13 protein-coding genes are annotated in these 20,537 nt (G+C 65.6%); 7 read left to right on the top strand and 6 right to left on the bottom strand.

Translation table 11 applies throughout. The annotated features are described in order from the left end of the window. The first annotated feature begins 102 nt into the window (after positions 1 to 102). Together CLU86_RS18810 and CLU86_RS18805 are read left to right on the top strand one after the other, a co-directional pair. Complete coding sequence (locus CLU86_RS18810) at positions 103 to 3,543, top strand: ATP-binding protein (protein WP_099742692.1); 3,441 nt, start codon at positions 103 to 105, stop codon at positions 3,541 to 3,543. Between the two features lie 9 nt (positions 3,544 to 3,552). Then, a complete protein-coding gene (locus CLU86_RS18805) occupies positions 3,553 to 4,497 on the top strand; it encodes a response regulator (protein WP_233195108.1) in 945 nt (314 codons plus the stop codon). Between the two features lie 101 nt (positions 4,498 to 4,598). On the opposite strand, the gene CLU86_RS18800 is transcribed toward CLU86_RS18805, so the two are convergent. Further along, a complete protein-coding gene (locus CLU86_RS18800) occupies positions 4,599 to 5,072 on the bottom strand; it encodes a PACE efflux transporter (protein ID WP_099742691.1) in 474 nt (157 codons plus the stop codon). A 73-nt stretch (positions 5,073 to 5,145) separates the two neighbouring features. On the opposite strand from CLU86_RS18800, the gene CLU86_RS18795 reads away from it, so the two are divergent. Beyond that, complete coding sequence (locus CLU86_RS18795) at positions 5,146 to 6,075, top strand: LysR family transcriptional regulator (RefSeq protein ID WP_099742690.1); 930 nt, start codon at positions 5,146 to 5,148, stop codon at positions 6,073 to 6,075. Positions 6,076 to 6,518: 443 nt separating this feature from the next. On the opposite strand, the gene CLU86_RS18790 is transcribed toward CLU86_RS18795, so the two are convergent. After that, positions 6,519 to 7,268 (bottom strand): hypothetical protein, encoded by a 750-nt coding sequence (locus tag CLU86_RS18790; protein ID WP_099742689.1) that lies wholly within the window; start codon positions 7,266 to 7,268, stop codon positions 6,519 to 6,521. A 642-nt stretch (positions 7,269 to 7,910) separates the two neighbouring features. Here CLU86_RS18790 and CLU86_RS22710 point away from each other — a divergent pair. The 3 genes from CLU86_RS22710 (at position 7,911) to CLU86_RS18775 (ending at position 12,309) form a co-directional block, all read left to right on the top strand. Next, the gene (locus CLU86_RS22710) at positions 7,911 to 8,351 is read left to right on the top strand and encodes a hypothetical protein (protein ID WP_143226744.1); all 441 of its coding nucleotides are present in this window, start codon (positions 7,911 to 7,913) and stop codon (positions 8,349 to 8,351) included. Between the two features lie 788 nt (positions 8,352 to 9,139). Next, positions 9,140 to 11,281, top strand: coding sequence for a TonB-dependent siderophore receptor (locus CLU86_RS18780; protein WP_099742687.1), 2,142 nt, complete (start codon positions 9,140 to 9,142; stop codon positions 11,279 to 11,281). Between the two features lie 161 nt (positions 11,282 to 11,442). Then, positions 11,443 to 12,309 carry a PPK2 family polyphosphate kinase gene (locus CLU86_RS18775; RefSeq protein WP_099742686.1) on the top strand — a complete coding sequence of 289 codons (867 nt, stop codon included), beginning with the start codon at positions 11,443 to 11,445 and terminating at the stop codon, positions 12,307 to 12,309. An 83-nt stretch (positions 12,310 to 12,392) separates the two neighbouring features. Here the strand turns inward: CLU86_RS18775 and CLU86_RS18770 are convergent, their stop codons facing one another. The 3 genes from CLU86_RS18770 to CLU86_RS18760 all read right to left on the bottom strand — a co-directional run bounded on the left by CLU86_RS18770 (position 12,393) and on the right by CLU86_RS18760 (position 17,614). Beyond that, a complete protein-coding gene (locus CLU86_RS18770) occupies positions 12,393 to 13,658 on the bottom strand; it encodes a zinc ribbon domain-containing protein (protein ID WP_233195106.1) in 1,266 nt (421 codons plus the stop codon). A 194-nt stretch (positions 13,659 to 13,852) separates the two neighbouring features. Then, positions 13,853 to 15,337, bottom strand: coding sequence for a zinc ribbon domain-containing protein (locus CLU86_RS18765; RefSeq protein WP_158236355.1), 1,485 nt, complete (start codon positions 15,335 to 15,337; stop codon positions 13,853 to 13,855). 624 nt (positions 15,338 to 15,961) lie between these two features. Continuing rightward, complete coding sequence (locus tag CLU86_RS18760) at positions 15,962 to 17,614, bottom strand: hypothetical protein (protein ID WP_099742684.1); 1,653 nt, start codon at positions 17,612 to 17,614, stop codon at positions 15,962 to 15,964. Between the two features lie 188 nt (positions 17,615 to 17,802). Here CLU86_RS18760 and CLU86_RS18755 point away from each other — a divergent pair, with 188 nt between their 5' ends. Then, the gene (locus tag CLU86_RS18755; protein ID WP_099742683.1) at positions 17,803 to 19,110 is read left to right on the top strand and encodes a Glu/Leu/Phe/Val dehydrogenase; all 1,308 of its coding nucleotides are present in this window, start codon (positions 17,803 to 17,805) and stop codon (positions 19,108 to 19,110) included. A gap of 266 nt (positions 19,111 to 19,376) precedes the next feature. Here CLU86_RS18755 and CLU86_RS18750 read toward each other — a convergent pair whose 3' ends face one another. Next, on the bottom strand, positions 19,377 to 20,471 hold the full coding sequence (locus CLU86_RS18750; RefSeq protein WP_099743697.1) for a hypothetical protein: 1,095 nt from the start codon (positions 20,469 to 20,471) through the stop codon (positions 19,377 to 19,379). Between the last annotated feature and the right edge of the window lie 66 nt (positions 20,472 to 20,537).

Genomic DNA, 20,537 nt, shown 5'->3' with positions numbered 1-20,537 from the left:
GACAACCCTTGTTCGCGCCCATACGTCAATTAACGTAGGTGGCGTACGCAGCCCGTGCCACTTCAGCGGGGGACGTAGAACGCTTCTTGCTTGGTGCCCTGCATGGCCCACCCGCTCCCCCCCGATCCCCAGAGCGCGCCGCAGACCATCTTTCGGTTCCGGCGCGAATACAACGCCTGGGTGGCCGACGAGACGATGGAGGACTACGCACTGCGCTACACGCCCAAGGGCTTTCGGCGCTGGAGCGAGTTCCGCGTGGCCAACACGGCCTTTGGCTCGCTGTCGTTCCTGGCGCTGGAAGCCATTGGCGGCGCCATTGCGCTGAACTACGGCTTCAGCAATGCGATGTGGGCCATCCTCACGGTGGGGCTGCTGATCTTTCTGACGGGGCTGCCCATTGCCTACTACGCCGCGCGCTACGGGCTGGACATGGACCTTCTCACCCGCGGCGCGGGCTTTGGCTACCTGGGCTCCACCATCACCTCGCTGATCTACGCGGTGTTCACCTTCATCTTCTTTGCGCTGGAGGCGGCCATCATGGCGCTGGCGCTGCAGATGGTGGTGGACTGGCCGCTGGAGTGGTGCTACATCGTGTCGTCGCTGGTCATCCTGCCTTTGGCCATGCGCGGCATCACGCTCATCTCGCGGCTACAGGCCTGGACGCAGCCGCTGTGGCTGTTCTTGCTGCTGCTGCCCTTTGTGTGGATTGCCCTGGCCCAGCCGCAGCTGTACCGCGACTTTGCGGGGCTTTCCGGCCTCAAGAGCGGCAGCAGCCAGTTCGACCCGCTCATGTTTGGTGCAGCAGCGGCGGTGATCTTTTCGCTCGTGGTGCAGATTGGCGAGCAGGTGGACTTTTTGCGCTTTCTGCCCGAGCGCACCGCCGCCAACCGCCTGCGCTGGTGGGGCGCGGTGCTGGTCGCGGGGCCGGGCTGGGTGGTGACGGGCATGCTGAAGATGGCGGGCGGCGCCTTTTTGGCCTTTGCTGCGTTGCAGTTCGAGGTGGGCACACAGCGTGCGGCCGAGCCCACGCAAATGTTCCTCGCAGGCTTTCATCAGGTGATGCAGGCCCTGGGCCTGCCGGGGCTGGCGGTGGCCGTGACGGTGGTGTTTGTGGTGGTGTCACAGATCAAGATCAACGTCACCAATGCGTATGCGGGCTCGTTGGCCTGGTCCAATTTTTTTGCCCGCATCACCCGCAGCCACCCTGGCCGCGTGGTGTGGCTGGTGTTCAACGTGCTGATCGCCACGCTGCTGATGACGCTGGGCGTGTTTGGCGCGCTCGAAAAAGTGCTGGCGGTCTACAGCAACGTCGCCATTGCCTGGGTGGGTGCGCTGGTGGCCGACCTGGTCATCAACAAGCCGCTGGGCCTGTCGCCCAAGGGCATTGAGTTTCGCCGCGCGCACCTGTACGACTTCAACCCCGTGGGCCTGGGCGCCATGGTGCTGGCGGCCACGGTGGCCTGCTGCGCCTATGCGGGGCTGCTGGGCGAAGAGGCTGCCGCGTTCTCGCCCTTCATCGCGCTGGTGCTGTCGATTGCGCTGGCGCCCCTGCTGGCGTGGATGACCCAGGGCCGCTACTACCTGGCCCGCACGCCGGACAACGACTGGAAGCCCGGCGAGATCGTGCGCTGCGCGGTGTGCGAGAACCAGTTCGAGTCGGAAGACATGGCGCGCTGCCCGGCCTATGCCGCGCCCATTTGCTCACTGTGCTGCTCGCTCGAATCGCGCTGCCACGACCGCTGCAAGACGGGCTCGCGCGCGGCAGACCAGTTGCGCGGCGTGGTGGAGGCCTTGTTGCCAAAGCGCTGGGCCATCAAGGTGAACTTTCGCGTGGGGCAGTACGCCATGGTGCTGGTGTCGCTGTGCGCGGCCATGGCGTTTTTGGTGGGCGTGGTGTATGTGCAAGAGGGCCTGCAGAGCCCCGCGCATGCCACCCTGCTGCAGATGCCCTTTCTCAAGGTGTTTGCCCTGCTGGCCTTGCTGGCGGCCGTGTGTGCCTGGTGGGTGGTGCTGAGCACCGACAGCCGCCGCATGGCGCAAGACGAGTCGGAGCGGCAGACCCAGTTGCTGCTGCAAGAGATCGAGGCCCACAAGCGCACCGACGCCGAGCTGCAGGCCGCCAAGGACCAGGCCGAATCGGCCAACCAGGCCAAGACACGCTACGTGGCGGGCATGACGCACGAGCTGCGCTCGCCGCTCAACAGCATCCTGGGCTACACGCAAATCCTGCTCAAACACCCGCACACCGAAGGCTGGCTGCGCGAGACGCTATCGACCATGCAGCACAGCGGCCTGCACATGCATGCGCTGATCGATGGATCGCTGGAGCTGGCCCGCATCGAGGCGGGGCGGCTGCGGCTGGACCTGGCCCCCCTGCCCCTGCCCGACCTCATCGAGAACATCGAGGCCATGCTGCGCCCGCAGGCCCAGGCCAAGGGCTTGCGCTTTGTGGTGGAGACGCTGGGCACCATGCCGGCCTGGATTCGCGCCGACGCCAAGCGGCTGCGGCAGATTCTGATCAACCTGTTGTCCAACGCGGTGCGCTTTACCGAACGCGGCGAGGTGCGCCTGCGCATGGACTTTCGCCAGCATGTCTCGCGCATCGAGGTGATCGACACCGGCATTGGCATTGAGCCGCAGGACCTGGAGCGCATCTTCGTGCCGTTTGAGCGCGGCAGCGCAGGTCGCCGCGCCAGCGAGGCGGGCACCGGCCTGGGCCTGACCATCACGCATTTGCTGACCGAGCTGATGGGCGGGCAGCTCACACTCACCAGCACGCCCGGACAGGGCAGCACCTTCACCGTGCGGCTGTACCTGCCCGGCATGGCCGCCGACCCGCACTGGACCACGCCCAGCCGCGCGGCGCTGCGCTCGGTGATTGGCTACCTGGCGCCGCAACGCACGCTGCTGGTGGTGGACGACCAGCCCCTGCAGCGCCAGTTGCTCGCCGGGCTGCTGGTGCCCTTGGGCTTTGTGGTGCGTGAGGCGGCCAGCGGGCGCGAGTGCCTGGAGATCGTGCGCCAGACCCCGCCCGACCTGGTGCTGCTGGACATCACCATGGACGACTTGGACGGCTGGCAAACCGCCGCCTTGCTGCGCGATCTGCGGCCTGCGGCCGAGCTGCCCATCGTGTTCGTGTCGGCCAACCTGTTCGAGCACGAGTCCTCGCGCCTGGCGGCCCAGCAGTGCCAGGGCTTTGTGGGCAAGCCGGTGATCGAATCCGAACTGCTGCAGGCGCTGGAGCAGGCGCTGCAGCTGGAATGGGTGCGCGACAACACACCGCTGGCCCACGCCCCACGCAGCGCCACCGGGCCAGTGGACCCGCACGACACCCTGGCCACGCTGCCGGGCGACCTGCGCGAAAACCTCGCGCGCCTGGCACGGTCAGGCCAGGCCGCTGCGCTGCGTGAGCAATTGCGGCGTGCACGCGCTGAGCTGCCGAACCACCAGGCCACCCTGGCGCTGTTGCAAGCCTGCGCCGACCGTTTCGACTTTGAAGCCCTGGCCGAGCACCTGCGTGCGGTGCAAGCGGCCGATGCATGAAAGAGCACCATGTCCGACGCCGAGACTGACCCCCAAGCCCTGGCAGAGGCTGGCCCCCAGCCCGCCCCCCCGGCGCCGCAGCGCGTGATCCTGGTGGTGGACGACGCGCTGGACACCCTGCGCATGCTGTGCGACGCCCTGGCCGCAGAAGGCTACGCGGTGCTGGCCGCGCGCGACGCCCAGGAGGCCCTGCAGCGCTTTGACATCACTGTGCCCGACGGCGTGCTGCTCGATGCCGTGATGCCCGGCATGGACGGCTTTGCGCTGTGCCGCCAGCTCAAGGCCACGCCGCCGTGGTCGCATGTGCCCATCGTTTTCATGACGGGGCTGTCAGACACCGAGCAAATCCTGCAGGGCTTTGCCAGCGGTGGGGTGGACTATGTCGTCAAGCCGCTGCGCATTCCCGAGGTGCTGGCGCGGCTGGCCACCCATGTGCGCAACGCACAGGCCACACGGCTGGCGCGCGAAGCGGTGGATGTGGCCGGGCTCGGCGTGGTGGTGCTCGACGGCCAGGGCCGCGTGGCCTGGCGATCCCCCCAGGCCCTGCGCTGGCTCGAAGCCGCCTTTGCCGCAGCGCCTGCGCCGCACGATGCGGCGGCGGCCTGGCTCAACCGCGCACAGCGCACGGGCGGGCAGACCCTGGCACTGGCCGATGGCCGCCAGTTGCTGGCGCGCCACCTGGGGGCCAGCGGCCTGGCCGAGTCGATGCTGCTGCTCAGCCATGCCGCCCCCGAGGCCGCTGCGCCGCGCCACCTGCAGCAGGTGGCCCTGACCCCGCGTGAAACCGAGGTGCTGTCCTGGCTCAGCAAGGGCAAGACCAACCGCGACATTGCCGACATCCTGGGCATGAGCCCGCGCACGGTGAACAAGCACCTGGAGCACATCTTCGAAAAGCTGGGGGTCGAAACACGCACCGCTGCGGCGGCCATCGCAGGGCAGCTCTTGCAGGCTTGATCTTGCAGGCTTGGGCCAGAAATTTAGATTAAATGGGCCTCCAGCGCTTATCCCTAAAGCGCCAGCAGCTATCCAAAACATAGCAAATACACCCTGCCGCGTCAGGCCGCCGCATGCCCCATGGCCGAGGCGGGCAGGCCAAACACCCGGTCAAACACCCAATTGAAGACAAAGGTGTAGCAAAGGAAGAAGACGATGAGCGCCAGGTCCATCACAAAGGCCTGCCACAGGCTCACGTTGAACCACCAGGCAAACAGCGGCACCAGCGTGAAGACGAGCCCCCCTTCAAACCCGATGGCATGGGCTATGCGGCGGCCGATGCCACGCCCACGCACCGCCTGGCGGGCCTCCCAGCGCTCAAAGGCCCAGTTGAAGACCACGTTCCACACCACGGCCACTGCCGACGCAGCCACCGCCACCACGCCCGAGTGCCCGGCGCCCTGCCCCGTCAGCACCGCCAGCCCCAGCGTCGCGGCGGCAATGGCGATGAGTTCGTACAGGGTGACGTACAGCACGCGGCGCTTGGGGCCTTGCAGGCTGCGCCACAGGGGTTGAATCAGGGAGTTGGAAGTCATGGCTGTGCACTTTATGTGCACCTTGCTGATATATAAAGTCAGCTTCTTTCAGATTAATTGATAGTTCAAGCCCATGGCCTTTTCTTCCGACAGCGTGCAGGTGTTCTTGGCGGCGCTGGACCACGGCTCGTTCTCGGCCGCTGCGCGGGCGCTGTCGCGGGTGCCTTCGGCGGTGAGCATGACCATCGCCCACCTGGAGGCCGAGCTGGCCGTGCAGCTGTTTGACCGCAGCGGGCGCGAACCCCGGCCCACCGCTGCCGCAAGGGCGCTGGAGCCCCAGGCGCGGCTGCTGGCCGGGCAGCTGCAGCAGCTCAACGCCCAGGCGCTGGCACTGACGCAGGGGCTGGAGGAGCGCCTGACCCTGGCCATTGCCCCCGAGCTGCTGGCCGCGCGCTGGACGGCGCCACTGGCCGCGCTGGCGCACGAATACCCGCTGCTGCAGGTGGAAGTGCTGGCCGCCCCGCAGGTGGATGCGCTGGCGTTGCTGCACAGCGGCCGCGCCCAACTGGCGCTGGTGTTCGAGCGGCCCAGCATTGACGGGCGCGAGGGCTTTCAAGAGGTGGGCACCGAAACCCTGGTGGCCGTGATGGCGCCCGACCACCCGGTGCTGGCCACCGCGCGCGCGGCCGCCCAGGCCCGCGGCGAAGCCCCCGCCAGCGCCATGCTGCGCGAGGAGCACCTGACCACCACGCGCCAGATCGTGGTGGCCAGCCGCGACCTGGCGCAGACCGACCCGCGCTTTGTGTTTGCCCGCCACCACTGGCGCACCGACAACCACCTGGCCGCGCTGGGCCTGATCGAGGCCGGGCTGGGCTGGGGCTGGCAGCCGCGCGCACTGGTGCAGCCGCGCATCGAATCGGGCCGGCTAGTGGAGATGCCGTTTGAGAACCTGAGCAACGGCGCCGCCCTGTGGGTGGATGTGGTGTGGTCCAAGGAGCGGCCTCTGGGCCTGGGCGCGCGGCGGTTTGTGGCGTTGATGGAACGCACCCAGCCGCCTGCGTAGGCACAGTCAACCCGGCTGGGGGGTGTGCCTTGTGGCCCCTAGGTGCGGTGCGGCCACGCATCAACAGCCGGGCGGCTGTCGCGGCTGAAGCTGCTGAGGCAATTGAGAGCGTCTGATCCTTGGTCCGTATCGGCCTGTTCACGGGCATTAAAGTCTGAGACAGCCAAACGGGGCGCGATGGAGCGCGTCTGGCGATCTTTCGCTGAGAAAGTCTGAGACAGATGCCCCCGTGGGACTCATCTACAACCAGTCGTGGCGTCAATGTCTGAGACAGCGCCAAGGTCCGCTCCAAGCTCAAGCGCGACGTGCCTGCGAGTGAGTACTATCGGCCAAGAGCAGCCGTTCATTGCAAATGGAAGCGGACGCTCAATGCTTTATCCCGGAAGTGATCTGCGAGCATGGCACTTGCGCCGTCCCCTCGATGGAATGGGTAGATTTCTGTCCTAGGACCACATGACCTCAAATACCTTTTGATCGGCTGCGAGACGTCCTACTTTTCTCCGAACACTTTCATCTGCAGGGACCACTTCGCTTGCACTCAGTCGGCTGATAAATGCGGCAAATTCATCCGGCTCACACGTGGAGACGATGATGACGCCCTGAATAGCAAGCTCTTCTTCTTCCGTTCCAGCGCGGCTAAGGAAAACACTTTCAACGCCAGGAAGACCGAGTAGTAGTTGAAATGCTTCGCTGAGTTCCGAGCACGATAGGCGCCCTTCAAAATTCGGAGCGAATGCAGCTTCCGCATCTGGGTGACAAAGAAACTCTTGTACCGTCATCAGCGGCAGACCTAGCGCACCCGGGCTCCCCCATCTGTCAATCATGCTGTGCACAAGTTGAGAGATGCGACCAGACCACCCTTTTGCGAGATCCGTCATGTCAATGACAATCGATTTCCCATGTACCGTTGAAATCGTAGATTTCTTGCTTCCATCGCCGTGTTTACTTGAACAGGCGGAGACCTCTTTCCAAGCGAGCCTCAAGCTGCCTTGAGAACCGGAGACATACATGGCGTCCGAGGTGAAGTAGTACTTGGACTTGTAGATGGCGTACACGCGATCGTGCGGCTGCAGGTCGATGGGAACTGCAGTTGTCCCTTCCGAGAAAACCTGGCAATACGTGCCGCGTCCCTCGTTGGCCTCCATCTGAAACATCCTTGCGATAAAAGCCTTCGGATCGTCGATGAGTGCCATAAGAAAGATCTAAAGGTAATTGCGAACGCAAATTTTGACTGAATGAACTGTGCCGCTAGAGATGTTCTGGACATTGATGCCTCTTGAAAGAGACCTGCAGTCTAGTTTTTTGTTGCAGCACCGTTGAATCGCTCGAGTATAAAAATGCCACGATACTGGGCAAGGTTCGACGAAACAAACTACAGATTTCGAGCAGGCAGGTCTAGGGCTAACAACAGCTCTTTTTCGGACCACGAGTAGCGGATTTGTGAATCAATGACGGCTTTTGGGAAGGGAAGCTCACCGTCGGCTCAGGGCCCAAAGCGGAATTCCGCGAAGTCAGACTTCCCGCCCGAAGCAGTCTTTCAGCTAAGGCGCGCAAAGCGGTCATCCAATGAGCGACAGACCATGTAGCGGCCCAACTCCGTGCAAGCTATAGTATTTTTAACGAATGCACTCGCGGGACCTGACCCAGCAAACCGTGTGGTGCACAATACAGGAGGAGCGGGGGGTTTCATGACTGAATTTAGTACTGTATTTTTATGCAGAAAACATGCCGTAAAGCTAGGTTTCAGGCCACTTGCAGCGTTGTCTACGTGCCCATTTAAACCGCAAGCGCCAGATATGGCCTGCGGCTTAGTGGGTTAGGCGCCGGAGATACGCGTGTTTGCATTTCTAAGAAAGACGGGGAAGAAAGATCCGCACGATCTCGAGCAGTTAATTTTTGACATTGCAGAACACAAACGTGATTCCGATTTCCATCATCTGTACAAGATGATGGTTGGTCGGGACGTTTTTGCCGGAATCGATCCCACGTCAATCCCTTCCTTTGCCAAGCCCGGTATTTCATACACAACTCAAGCCAGCGATCGGCTTGTGATGAAGAGCGTCACCATTCCAAGTAACGGAACTTGGTCTTCAGCCGCGACGCTACCGTCGCACCCTTCACTGAAAGATGGCTATGTCGGAATGCCGTGGGTCGATTTCCTGAAGATGACGCTAAAGCTCGCCGAGCTTCAAGGAGCCATGCTTCAAGGAAAGACGTCTTGGATCGCCTTCGACAAGCAGCGCATTGCCTATGTTCTCTCGAAAGCCGACGCCTAATCCTTCCATTGAGAGGATGTCACCCGGCAAGCCGGGCGCCGCCTCACATGTTAAACGTTAGACCTCACAGTGAAGTTCTTGCAAAAATGGTGGCTGCACGGAGTCTTGGCGCTCCTAGTCGTTGGCTTCTCGTATGCGGTCTTGGAAGACTTCTCTCCGAGTCTTCGTCCAAGACCTTCTGAGCGGATGGTCCTATCCTGTGCACAGTTTGCTGACGGCATGGAGATGTCCCAAGTACAAGCCATCGTGACGCAAAGCAATTTGTCCATGCACTCGGCCGCAAACGATGCGATCGTCAGAATCAGTGACGGGTGTATGTGCATTTTGGGAGCCATTGACGGAAGGCTCAGTCGCAACACTCTTCAGTGCAGTCACTCGAAGACTGCGTTGTTTGGAGCGGCATGGTGAGGCCCAACGAAACGGTCAAGACCGACATCCTGCGACTCATGTTCCCCTTGAACGTCCGCTTTAATTTGCCACCACAGGCTGCTTCTGGCCGATAGTAAGCGCTCGCCGTAGATTCGAATGGCGGCAACCGCTGCATAGTGATCGCTACCACCTGGCTGTGCGTCTCAGACTTTATTGCGTCGTCTCAGACTTTATTGCGTGTGAACACGGCCTCTACCCCCAGGTTCACCATTCCCGCCCATCAAAACTGAAAGCAAATGCGAATTAGTTGCATTTAATTGGATAATGGCGCCCCGCTCGTCCTTTGCCTGGCGCGGTGGCCTGTGTGGGCTGCGGCGTTGGGTGGGCGGGTTTGTCCGTCCCTTTCAGACCCCATCACCATGTCTTCATTCCCTTTCCGGCCCGTGCGACACCATGCCGTGGCCCGCGCTGCGCTGGCGCTGTGTACCCTGGCTGCTACCTCTCACGCCTTTGCCCAGTCGGGCGAGGCACCGGCCAGCCCCGCCTTGTCTGAAGTGCAGGTGCGCGAAACCTCGGGCAGCAGCGGCTACCAGGGCGCGCAGCGCAACACCGCAGCCACCCGCACCGACACCCCGCTCATCGAGACGCCGCAGTCCGTGCGCGTGGTGCCCCAGCAGCTCATGCAAGACCTGGGCGCCCGCCGCCTGGCCGACACGGTGGACTTTGTCAGCGGCATCACCCGCCTCAACGACTTTGGCGGCACCTGGGACAACTACGCCATTCGCGGCTTCAGCAACACCGACGGCGGGCAGCTGCTCAACGGCTTTGCCTCCAACCGGGGCTATGGCCCGCAGCGCGATGTGGCCAGCGTGGAGCGCGTGGAGTTCCTCAAAGGCCCCGCCGCTGCTTTGTACGGCAGCAGCGAGCCCGGCGGCACGCTCAATGTGGTCACCAAAAAGCCCCAGTTCACCGCCGCCAACAAGGCGGGCGTACAGGTGGGCACCCTGGGCTATCGGCGTACCACGCTCGACAGCACCGGCCCGCTGGGCACCGACGTGGCTTACCGCCTGAACGTGGCGGCTGAAGACGGCGCCAGCCGCTCGAACCTGGTGGACAACCGCAAGATGGTGGTGGCCCCGGCCATCACCTGGAATCTGGGGCCCAACACCGTGCTGAACTACGAGGCCGAGTTCATCCGCATCCGCACCCCGCTGGACCGGGGCCTGGTGCAGGTCAACGGCAATGTGGGGGCCCTGCCACGCGACCGCTTCCTGGGCGAGCCCGACCGGGGCAACCTGCATGTCAATGGCGACACCCACCAGATCACGCTGGACCATGACCTGGGCAGCGGCTGGCGCACGCGCCTGGGCGCGTCGTACCGCGAAACCGAGCTGTACGGCAACGCCGTGGACTTTGGCACGGGCCAGCTGGGCGTGCTGGGCAGCGACGGCCGCACCCTGGCGCGCAGCGACAGCTGGCGCAGCCTGCCTTCGCGGGACACGTCGGTGCAAGCCGAAGTGGAAGGCAAGGTCACCACCGGCGCGCTGCGCCACACCGTGCTGGCGGGGGTGGACTCGTGGCGGCTGACGTCGGGCCAGGACATTCGCTATTCCACGCAAAAGTACCCCATCGACATCTACAACCCCACCTACGGCACCGTCACCGGCAGCACCTTGGCACAGGGCTACCTGCTCAATGACCGCCTGCGCGCCACCGGCCTGTTTGCGCAAGACCAGATCGACCTGAGCGCCCAGTGGAAGCTGCTGGCCGGCGTGCGTTTTGACAGCTACCACCAGGACAACCAAGACCTGATGGCGGGCACGCGCCAAGTGCACTCCTACTCGGCCACCACGCCGCGCATCGGCCTGACCTACCTGATTGACGCCAACACCTCGGTGTATGCCTCGGCGGGTCGCTCGTTCCGCCCCAATGCGGGCACCGACGAAAACGGCAACGCATTCGACCCGCAAAAGGGCAAGGCGTTTGAGCTGGGCGCCAAGTGGCAGTCGCCCGACCAGCGCCTGAACGCCAACGTGGCGCTGTTTGATATTCGCAAGACCAACGTGCTCACCCGCAGCCCCACCAATGCCAACTTCAGCATTGCCGCTGGCGAGGTGCGCAGCCGGGGGCTGGAGCTGGACTTGGCCGGGCAAATCGACACCCACTGGCGCATGACGGCCAACCTGGCCTACACCGACACCGAAGTCACCCGCGACAACAACGCCGCCCTGCTGGGCAAGCGCCTGCTGAACGTGCCCCGCGTCAGCGCCGGGCTGTTCGCCATCCGCGAAGACCAAGCCCCCTGGGGCGGTCGCTACGGCATTGGCGGTGGGCTGGTGCACGTGGGCGAGCGCACAGGCACCGCTACCGATGCCTACCGCCTGCCCGCCTACACCACGGCGCGCATCACCAGCTACTGGCAAATCGACAAGCGCACGCGCCTGACGCTGGACGTGCAAAACCTGTTCGACAAGACCTACTACACCGCCTCGTGGGGCAACCTGACGGTGATCCCTGGCCTGGGCCGCCAGGTGGTGGCCGGGGTGCAGGTGGCGTTCTGACCGGCGCAGGCTAGGTTATAGGTAAAAATGCTGCCAGCGCTTATTGAATAAGCGCTAGCAGCTATATTTTTAATAGCATTCAATGGCATGAATGCCCGGTGAAGGACTCGGCTGGTATCGTGGCGCCAACGCCCCTGCCAACCCCCACACCGGAGAGCCCCATGCCCTCACCCCATGCCCATGACGCCCTTTGGGGCACCGTCCGCCACAGCCTGGCGCCGCGCTGGGCGCCCTGGCAGCCCGAGCCGGGCAAGCCGTTTGCGCTGGACGCCATCGACCCCAGCGCCAAGCCCTTTTCTACCGGCAGCAAGGCCGAAGACAAAGCGGCGGTGGAAGCCCTGGCCGTGGAGCTGGACGCGCTGCAAAACCTGTTTTACGCCGACAAGCGCTACAAGCTGCTGGTGGTGCTGCAGGGCACCGATACCTCGGGCAAGGACGGCACCATTCGCGGCGTGTTTGGCCGCATGAGCGCCCTGGGCGTGCACGCCGTGGGCTGGAAGGCCCCGACCGAGCCCGAGCTGGCGCACGACTACCTCTGGCGCATCCACCAGCAGGTGCCGCAGGCAGGCGACATCACGGTGTTCAACCGGAGCCACTACGAAGACGTGCTGGTGCCCGTGGTGAACGGCTGGATCACGCCCGAGCAGCACCAGCAGCGCCTGGCGCACATCAACGACTTTGAGCGCATGCTCAGCGAGACGGGCACCATCGTGCTGAAGTTTCTGCTGCACATTGGCAAGGACGAGCAGCGCGAGCGGCTGCAAGAGCGCCTGGACGACCCGGCCAAGCACTGGAAGTTCAGCATGGGAGACATTGCAGTGCGCAAGCAATGGGGCGACTACCGCCGCGCCTACGACACGCTGCTGGGCGCCACGCACACGCCCTGGGCACCGTGGACCATCGTGCCCGCCAACTCCAAAACCCACCGCAACCTGATGATTGTCACCGTGCTGCGTGCGGTGCTGCAGGGCCTGCCCTTGCGCTACCCCACGGGCGACGCGGCGCTGGAGCATTTCACGGTGGAGTGATCCACCAGGCGGGGGCGCCGCCATGCCCAGAGCGTGCCCTGGGCATGGCGCCCCCCTGCACGCTCTATCTCGATTTCAACCGATCACACCAGCTTGTGGCCGCAGTGCTCGCAAAAGCGGTCATCGGCCTGCACCTCGCCATGGCACTGGGGGCAGGCTGGAGCGGCGGGCGCTGTGGATGCCACAGGTGCCGCCGTGGCGGGTGCTACCGGGGCCACCGAGGGCGCTGCCGCAGGGGCCTGGGCTGGCGCAGGGCTGGCCGTATTCGCCGTGTTGTGCGCGGTAGTGGCGGCCGTGGCGGCGGCTGCAGCCGCAGCGGCTTGGGCCTGGGCTTTTTCCTTGAGGTCCGCCACCTTGCTGTTCACTTCTTTGAGGGCTTCGTCTGCAGAGTCACGGATGCTGCCCAGGTCCACCTTCTCGGAAAACTCGCACCAGGTGAGCACGCCCACCATCAGCGGCAGCAAAAAGACAAACGCCGAGGCCAGCGCAAACACCAGGCTGAAGCCCACGCCCGCACCCATCACATGGCCCGAGGCACCGCCCATCATGACGGCCAGCGGGTTGAAGCCGCCACCCATGCGGCCGCCCATACCGTAGCCCATGCCCCCGCCAAAGTCGCCGCCCATGCCGACCACGGCCGCAAACATGCCGCCCACCGTGAACGAGGCCGAGGTGAGCAAACCAAACAGCATCGAGGCGAAGATGGCCGACAGCAGCATGCCGCCTACGATCTTGCCGATGGCCGCAAACGGGTACTTGCGCGTGATGTGCCAGGCGATCGACAGCGAGTGCATGACGCGCTCACCGTCCCACAGTGCAGGCCCGACGATGGACGAGGCCACATACAGCGCCAGCATCAGCGCCGCCATCAGCAGCACCGCCACAGGCACCACCACCACCAGCAGCAATGGCCCCAGCACCGGGATCTTGCAGACAAAGAACACCACGGCCAGGGCCAGGAACACGGCCAGCACGCCCAGCCCCATCACCAGGCCCGCGCCCAGCAGCTTGGGCAGGCACAGCAGCCCGGCCATGAAGTACCCCACCAGCCCCCGGTAGGGGCGGCCCCGGGCCAGGTCAGACAGGCATGCGCCCGCCCCGCTGACACCCGCCATGCCCACCACCACGGCCACGATGGCAAACAGCAGCGTGAAACCAAACCACACGCGGGCCATGACGCCGCCCAGCGCAAACACCAGGGCGGCCACCAGGAAGGCGGCGGCCATGACGGCCATGGCGGGCCAGCAGGTCAGCGCCTCGGGCAGGCGGTAGATGGAATACGGGTTGTCGGTGCGCGCGGGCGACGGGTTCAGTGGTGCATTCGGCGCTGGGTTGGGCGGTTGGTTCATGGTGTTTTCTCCCTCGGTAAATCGTCAGTTGTTGGTATGGGTGCAGGCCCGGCGCAGTGCCCTTGCACCCCTCATACAGATTCGCGTTCTCTAGATCAAAACCCCAACCGTTCGTGCTGCGCTGGTCGATGCCTCGCACGGCGCTGCGGCAAGCTCAGCGTGAACGGGTTTGTCTTCTTGAACGCATCCCGGTATCAGTTGGCGTAGGGGTCGTTGTTGCGGCTGCTCATGGGGCAGTCCGGCACGCGGCCCCAGTGGTTGCCACAGTGCTGGTGGCGCGCTTTCACCACGCACACGCCTTTGCTGAACATGTTGTCTTCGCGGTCGCACTGGCGCAGCGCGGCGCGCAGGGGGCCCAGGCCATCGGCAGGCGGCGCGGTGATGACGGTGACTGCTGGCGGCTGCGGGGCGGGCGCCGGGGCGTTGGACAAGGTGGGCGGCGCCGGGGCCCGCGAGCCCGCGTGGGGCCAAGGCGGCTCGTTGGCAGGCTGCGCACCGGGGCGTGTCTTGGGCGGCTTGGGGGCGGCTTCACTGGCCTTGGGCGCGGGCTTAGCGGTAGCGGCTGGCGCTGGCGCAGCGGCAGCCACGGGGGCGGGTGCCACCACCTGCGGTTGCAGGGGTTCGGTCACCACGGCGGGCGATGCCACCGGCGCCGCAGGTGCGGGCTCAGACTGGGCAGCGGGCGCAGCCACCACAGGGGCGGCGGGGGCCGATTCGATCACGATCTTGGGGCCCGGCGCTGGCGCAGCGTCTGCCATCTGCGTACCCGCCTGCTGTGCCACGGCGGGCTGGCTTTGCGGCTTGGCCACCAGCAGCCACCAGGCCAGGCCGGCCACCACAGCCACACCGGCAAAGCCCATGGCGGCGTACTTCAGGGCACCGCCCGGTGCGGAAGAGGCCACGGGCTCCTCAGGCAACGGCCAGGCCGAGGCGGGTGCCGCCGGGCGTGGAGCGGGCGCTGCGGCTGCCGGGGCGGGTGCAGGGCTTGCCGCCGCTGGAGTAGTGGCAGAGGTGGCTGGGGCCTGCACGGTGGGCGCGGGCACAGCGGGCGTAGCAGGCACCGCGCCAGACGCTGACGCAGAGGAAGCCACGGCAGAGACTGCGGCCACCGCTGCGGCCACCGCCGCAGGCGCTTCGGGCACCGGGGCGGCAGCTTCGGCGGCCACGACCGGCTCGGCAGGTGTGGGGGCGGGTACTGTGGGTGCGGGCGCCGCATGGGCTTGCGTGGCGGCGGGGGCCTCGGCGGCCATAGGCACGTCCAGCAGCAAGTCCATTTCCTCCTCTTGCGCCGACGCTACAAACTCCAGCGGCGCAGGCCGGGTGTCGGCATCGGGGTCCGAGGGGCCATCGTCCAGGTCGAAGTCCATGTCCAGCTCCAGCACGGGCTCGTCTGCCGGAGTGGTGCTGGGCGATGGCGCAGCGGAAACCGGGGGCACGGTGGGAGTGGCGACGGCGACAACGGCGGCCCCTGCAACGGTCCCAGCGGGCTGTGGGGCCACCAGGTTTTCGCCGCACTGGCCGCAAAAACGCGCACCGGGTTTGCACGGAGCCGCACAGGCGGGGCACACCGTGCTGGCGACAGCTTCGGCTGGTTGGGGAATCAGGGCTGTGCCGCAACCCTTGCAGCACTTGGCGCCATCGCGGTTCACGGTGGCGCAGGCATGGCAGTTGACACTCATTGGCGGACCTTGTTGGAGATTGGACAGACTGCACGCTGACCCCCAGGGCCGCAGCCAAGGCGCTGGCCCGGTCTGCCGCCGCTCCGGGCTGCGGGGCATGAAAAACACCCACCCCTCTCAGGCCGTGTTCTTCGCGGGGTTGCAGGTGCTTTGGCGCCCGAGTCTATCGGCCAAATGTTAATCACCGGTAACAAGCGCAAGCCATGCGCCTCGCAACGCGCGCAGGGCACAAAAATTGCACAGAAATCGGGGTTCCGTGCGCTGCCAAGGCCGGCTCCAGCACACGCCCGCCACTGTATGCATCAAATGCACTGTCCAGATACAGACTGGCCTGGGGCACCATCGCACCCGGACACTCTCCCCCGCCTACTCAATTCCCCTGGTGCATCTGCCTGCAGCAGCTGCACCGTGTCACCCCTGCGTGGGCCACCTGATGCCCTGGGCAGAGGCCCTGGCGCGCTTCAGACGCATCCTGGTGGTAGCAGACGGAGCTGGTCTCGCCCTCTCCCCCGCAACCTAGTGGTTGCCACCCCGCTCTGCTCAGTGATGCAGAACCTGGTGCTGCGCTGTCCGTCAGGGTAGAGCCGGTTGGCAGGGTCAAGGTGGCTTGGACCGTCGCCCGCGTTACCCCCGAGCCTGCAGCGCCATGATCACGACCGCATCGACAGCGTCCGGCCCTTGGGCCTGGCGCAGCACCAGGTAGTCCAATGCCGAGGCACCTTCGGGCCAGGGCAGGTTGATCTCCGGCCAGGCCCCGCGCACCCAGATACTGGTGCCACCCAAGTCCAGGTGGTCGGCGACACGCCGGCAGGGCGCACGCGGGTCAGCGCCATGCGCCAGCAGCAGCTCTAGCAGGGGCAGGCACAGGCCGCGCAGTTCGCTGCCCCGTGCGCACAGCAAGCCAGCCACGGCGCCGAGCAGGTTGCCCTCGTAGCGCACGCGGGGCGTTGCATAGGCTTCGTCCTTGGCGGCCAGGTTGCGGGCGCTGAAGACCACGGGGGCATCTGCGTTGAGCCCGAGCTCCAGCAGGCGGCGAAAGATGCCGATGATCGCGTCCGCACGCTGCCCGTCCAGGGTGGCGGGGCGCCCCTCCTGGGCGGCAATATGCTCGTACCAGTACCACTCCAGCAGCGCTGCCAGAACCTCCTCCTGGGCCACTTCTGGCGTCAACCAGCCAGCGATGCTGGCACCCGCGTCGAGCAAGTCCTCCACCAGCCGCAGGTCCTGCAACGCCCCCTGGTAGTTGCGCAGGAGCATACGCACTGCGGGATAGTCTTCGCGCCAGACAGAGGTATCGAGGCCCACACCCGCCGCGACCAGTTGCGCCGGTGTCTCCGCATCGCGGTACCTGTAACGCATGCGGTCCAGCCGGACCACGTCGCTCATCTGCACGGGTGGCACCGAGCGGGCGCCCTGGGCCTGGAGCACCGCCAAGACCTTGGGCTGGTCCTCAAAGAGCTCCACGCTGTGGAACAGCAGGCTGCCGATCTCCTGCGCTGAGTCCTCTTCGTACAGCCGGGCATTCACGTCCACACCTTCTTGCACCAGCAACCACTGGAGCAGTCGGGGGTGTGCACACACCGCCCGCATCACCAACACAGAGCGCGACAGCGCCACGAGGTCCGCGCCTGGCAGTGCCAGCAGCGCTGCCAGCATGGCTTCACTGCGGCTGCCGCCCAGCTGGCCGATCTGCTGTGCAGCCTCGGCCGCCCAAGGCAGGCAGGGGGCTAGGTCCACGCGGGCGTCGAACATGGCGCGCAAGGACTTCTCCATGCCCCCGCGCAGGGCGTGCATGAACAAAGGCACGCCGTTGACCACGGCATCTGGGGAGGCCCCGGCCTTGATCTCCTTGGCCAGCGCGCCATCCTTGGACTCGAGCACCAGTTCGTACAAACGGTCGGCCTCAGACAAGGTCGGCTTAGGGAACGCCTTGGCAGTGATCCGCTTGCCGCCGTGGTAGTGCAGGGTCTGCGACTCGCCCACTTGGCTGTTGAACACCTGCACGCGCAGGTACTCGGCACCCGCTGCATGCAGGGCTGTGATCTGCGCCTTCTCCAGTGCATCGTGCGCCGAGGTGTCGATGCTGCAGCGCAAGGTGGTGCCCAGCAAGGATGCGCTGAGCACCGAGGGCTGGTCCCAGTCTGCAAACATTCCGTTCAACGGCTCGGCCCAGGCACCGCTGGCAACGCCAATGGCAGCCTGCAGATGGGCGTTCAGGTTGGAAAGCGCGCCTGCGTCGGCGCCAATGCAGGTCAAGGTGAACGTGTTTGCGGACATGGGGCACCGTCGGTAGAAATGCCACCAAGGGTAACAAGACAGGACCGATGTGCAGCGGTCCTGAGCGTCAACAGGACAACTTGGCAAGTTATGCAGCAAACGCATAACCCCGTAACACTCTGGCCTTGGACAGAGGTAATCGGCAGGCATAAGCTTCGCGCCTTGAACTGGTCCCACAAGGAAATTACATGTCAACCCCCTCTGGCGCACCCGCCGCACCCGCACACCCCCTGCCCTCTTACCTGCAAGCCGATCATCTCGGCCCCTGGGGCAACTACCTGCAGCAGGTCGACCGCGTCACCCCCTACCTCGGCAACCTGGCGCGCTGGGTGGAAACGCTCAAGCGCCCCAAGCGCATCCTGATCGTGGACGTGCCAATTGAGCTCGATAACGGCACCATCGCTCACTACGAAGGCTACCGCGTGCAGCACAACCTGAGCCGTGGCCCCGGCAAGGGCGGCGTGCGCTTTCACCAAGACGTGACGCTGTCTGAAGTGATGGCCCTGTCGGCCTGGATGTCGGTGAAGAACGCCGCAGTGAACGTGCCCTACGGCGGTGCCAAGGGCGGCATTCGCGTGGACCCCAAGAAGCTGTCAATGGGTGAGCTGGAGCGCCTGACGCGCCGCTACACCAGCGAAATCGGCCTGCTGATCGGCCCCTCCAAGGACATCCCTGCGCCTGACGTGAACACCAACGGCCAGATCATGGCCTGGATGATGGACACGTATTCGATGAACACCGGCGCCACCTCCACCGGCGTGGTCACCGGCAAGCCCGTGGACCTGGGCGGCTCACTGGGCCGTGTCGAGGCCACCGGCCGCGGCGTGTACACCGTGGGCGTGGAAGCCGCCAAGCTGACCGGCCTGGCGCTGGACGGCGCCCGCGTGGCCGTGCAGGGCTTTGGCAACGTGGGCGGCATTGCCGCCAAGCTGTTTGCCGAAGCAGGCGCCAAGGTGGTGGCCGTGCAAGACCACACCGGCACCATCTTCAACAGCAAGGGCCTTGATGTGCCCGCGCTGCTGGCGCATGTGAAGACCCGTGGCGGCGTGGGCGGCTTTGCTGGCGCGGATGTGATGAAGGCCGAAGAGTTCTGGGGCGTGGACTGCGAGATCCTGATCCCTGCCGCGCTGGAAGGCCAGATCACCAAGGACAACGCGGGCCAGATCAAGGCCAAGCTCGTGATCGAAGGCGCCAACGGCCCCACGACCACCGAGGCCGACGACATCCTGCACGACAAGGGCGTGCTGGTGCTGCCCGATGTGATCGCCAACGCCGGCGGCGTGACGGTGAGCTACTTTGAATGGGTGCAGGACTTCTCCAGCTTCTTCTGGAGCGAAGACGAGATCAACGCCCGCCTGGTGCGCATCATGCAAGAGGCCTTTGCGGGCATCTGGCAAGTGGCGCAAGAGCACAAGGTGAGCCTGCGCACTGCCACCTTCATCGTGGCCTGCCAGCGCATCCTGCACGCCCGCGAAATGCGCGGCCTGTATCCATGATGCCCGCCGTGGTCTGAATTTTCTCGCAGCGCTGGCACACCGCCAGCGCCCCGAATCCAGGTGCGCCACAAGCGCCCGGCAAAGCCGCCCTCACCACAGGGCGGCTTTTTTTATGCCCGCCTCTTTTCTTTCTTGACGGGCCATTGAGTCGGCATCTTTGCACATGAGAAATCCGTTCGGGCTGAGCTTGTCGAAGCCCTGAGCGGCGCTTCAACAGGCTCAGCGTGAACGGTTTGCGTAAGTTCACGCCAAGCCCGTGCGCAGCGTCAAGCCCGATCTATCGGAGGCACCGGCTCCACCCGCATGGCATGGCAAAACGGCTGCTCGCAAGGCGCGCGGCCTGCGTAGGGGCAGCCGGGGGTGTCGCAATGGCCCCGTGCACGGCGGCGCTGTTCCGCCTCTTCCTCATCGCGCCCGTAGCCGCTGGCTTGCAGCGCCAGCATCTGCAACCACGGGTCGTTGCGCGAGTGCAGTTGCTCGCGCCCGTACACCAGGCTGGCGGCGGCACCCGCCCACGGGGCCAGCTCCAGAGCCAACAAGGCACTAGTGTGCCCCCCCACGGGAGCACCACCGTGCGCATCGCCCGCCAGCACCGTCGGCTGCAAGACCAACGCAAACAAGCCGCCCGCCAACGCCTGGGGCCGCCCGGCAAAGGCGGCCTGCAGCGTGCTGGCAGAGCCCGGTGGCGCTGCGGCAGGCGCGGCAGGTTGCGCCTGCAACCACGCCGCTGGCACACGCAGCGTGGCGGAGAAAACGCGCTCGCCCTGCTCGGTAAGCACACGGCCCTGGCCCACCAGCCAGGTTTGCAGCGGGGGCACATCGACATCGGCAGCCACGCCACCGCCCGCCGCAGGCCCCCAGGGCTGCGCCACCACCACGCGCGGTGGCGCCGCAGGGGCAAGCTGCTGCACCAGCGCCTGGAGCAGCCCCCGCATGGCGGGCGACACGCCCTGCGCAGGCCATGCAGCACCCTCCACCGCTTCAGCGCCGCCAGCAGCCGCGGCCGCCAAGGTGGCTGCAGCCGCAGGGGGCAAAGGCGCGGCCCGGGGCGCGGCCGGTGCTGCGTTGCCCTGCGCAACCCCACCCTGGCCCTGCGCCTGCAGCGCCTGGCTGGCGCGGGGCGACAGGCTCACCCGGTCGGCCAGCGCCGGGTCACGGACCCCCTCGGGCAACGGCGGCGGGGCCAAAGGCGTGGCAGGGATTGGCGTGGGGGACGGCAGAGCCCCAGGGGTGGGCGCCGCCACACCGGTGCCCACTTTGTCTGCGCCCAGCAGCATGTTTTGCCGCTGTAAAGCAGCTTCGGCCAACACCTGGGCTGCGGCGGGCACAGGGCTGCGGGGGGGATCCATTTGGATGGACATGGCGGCAAGGCGGTGTGGCTGAACGGTGGGGCGCAAGGCCAAGCCTGGCCCAGTGCAGCGGAGATG

This window comes from Acidovorax sp. 62 (assembly GCF_002754495.1).
In the GTDB taxonomy this organism is placed as follows: Bacteria; Pseudomonadota; Gammaproteobacteria; order Burkholderiales; family Burkholderiaceae_C; genus Acidovorax.
The sequence above is the reverse complement of the archived record's forward strand: the minus strand, read 5'-3'. Positions and strand labels throughout refer to the sequence as shown.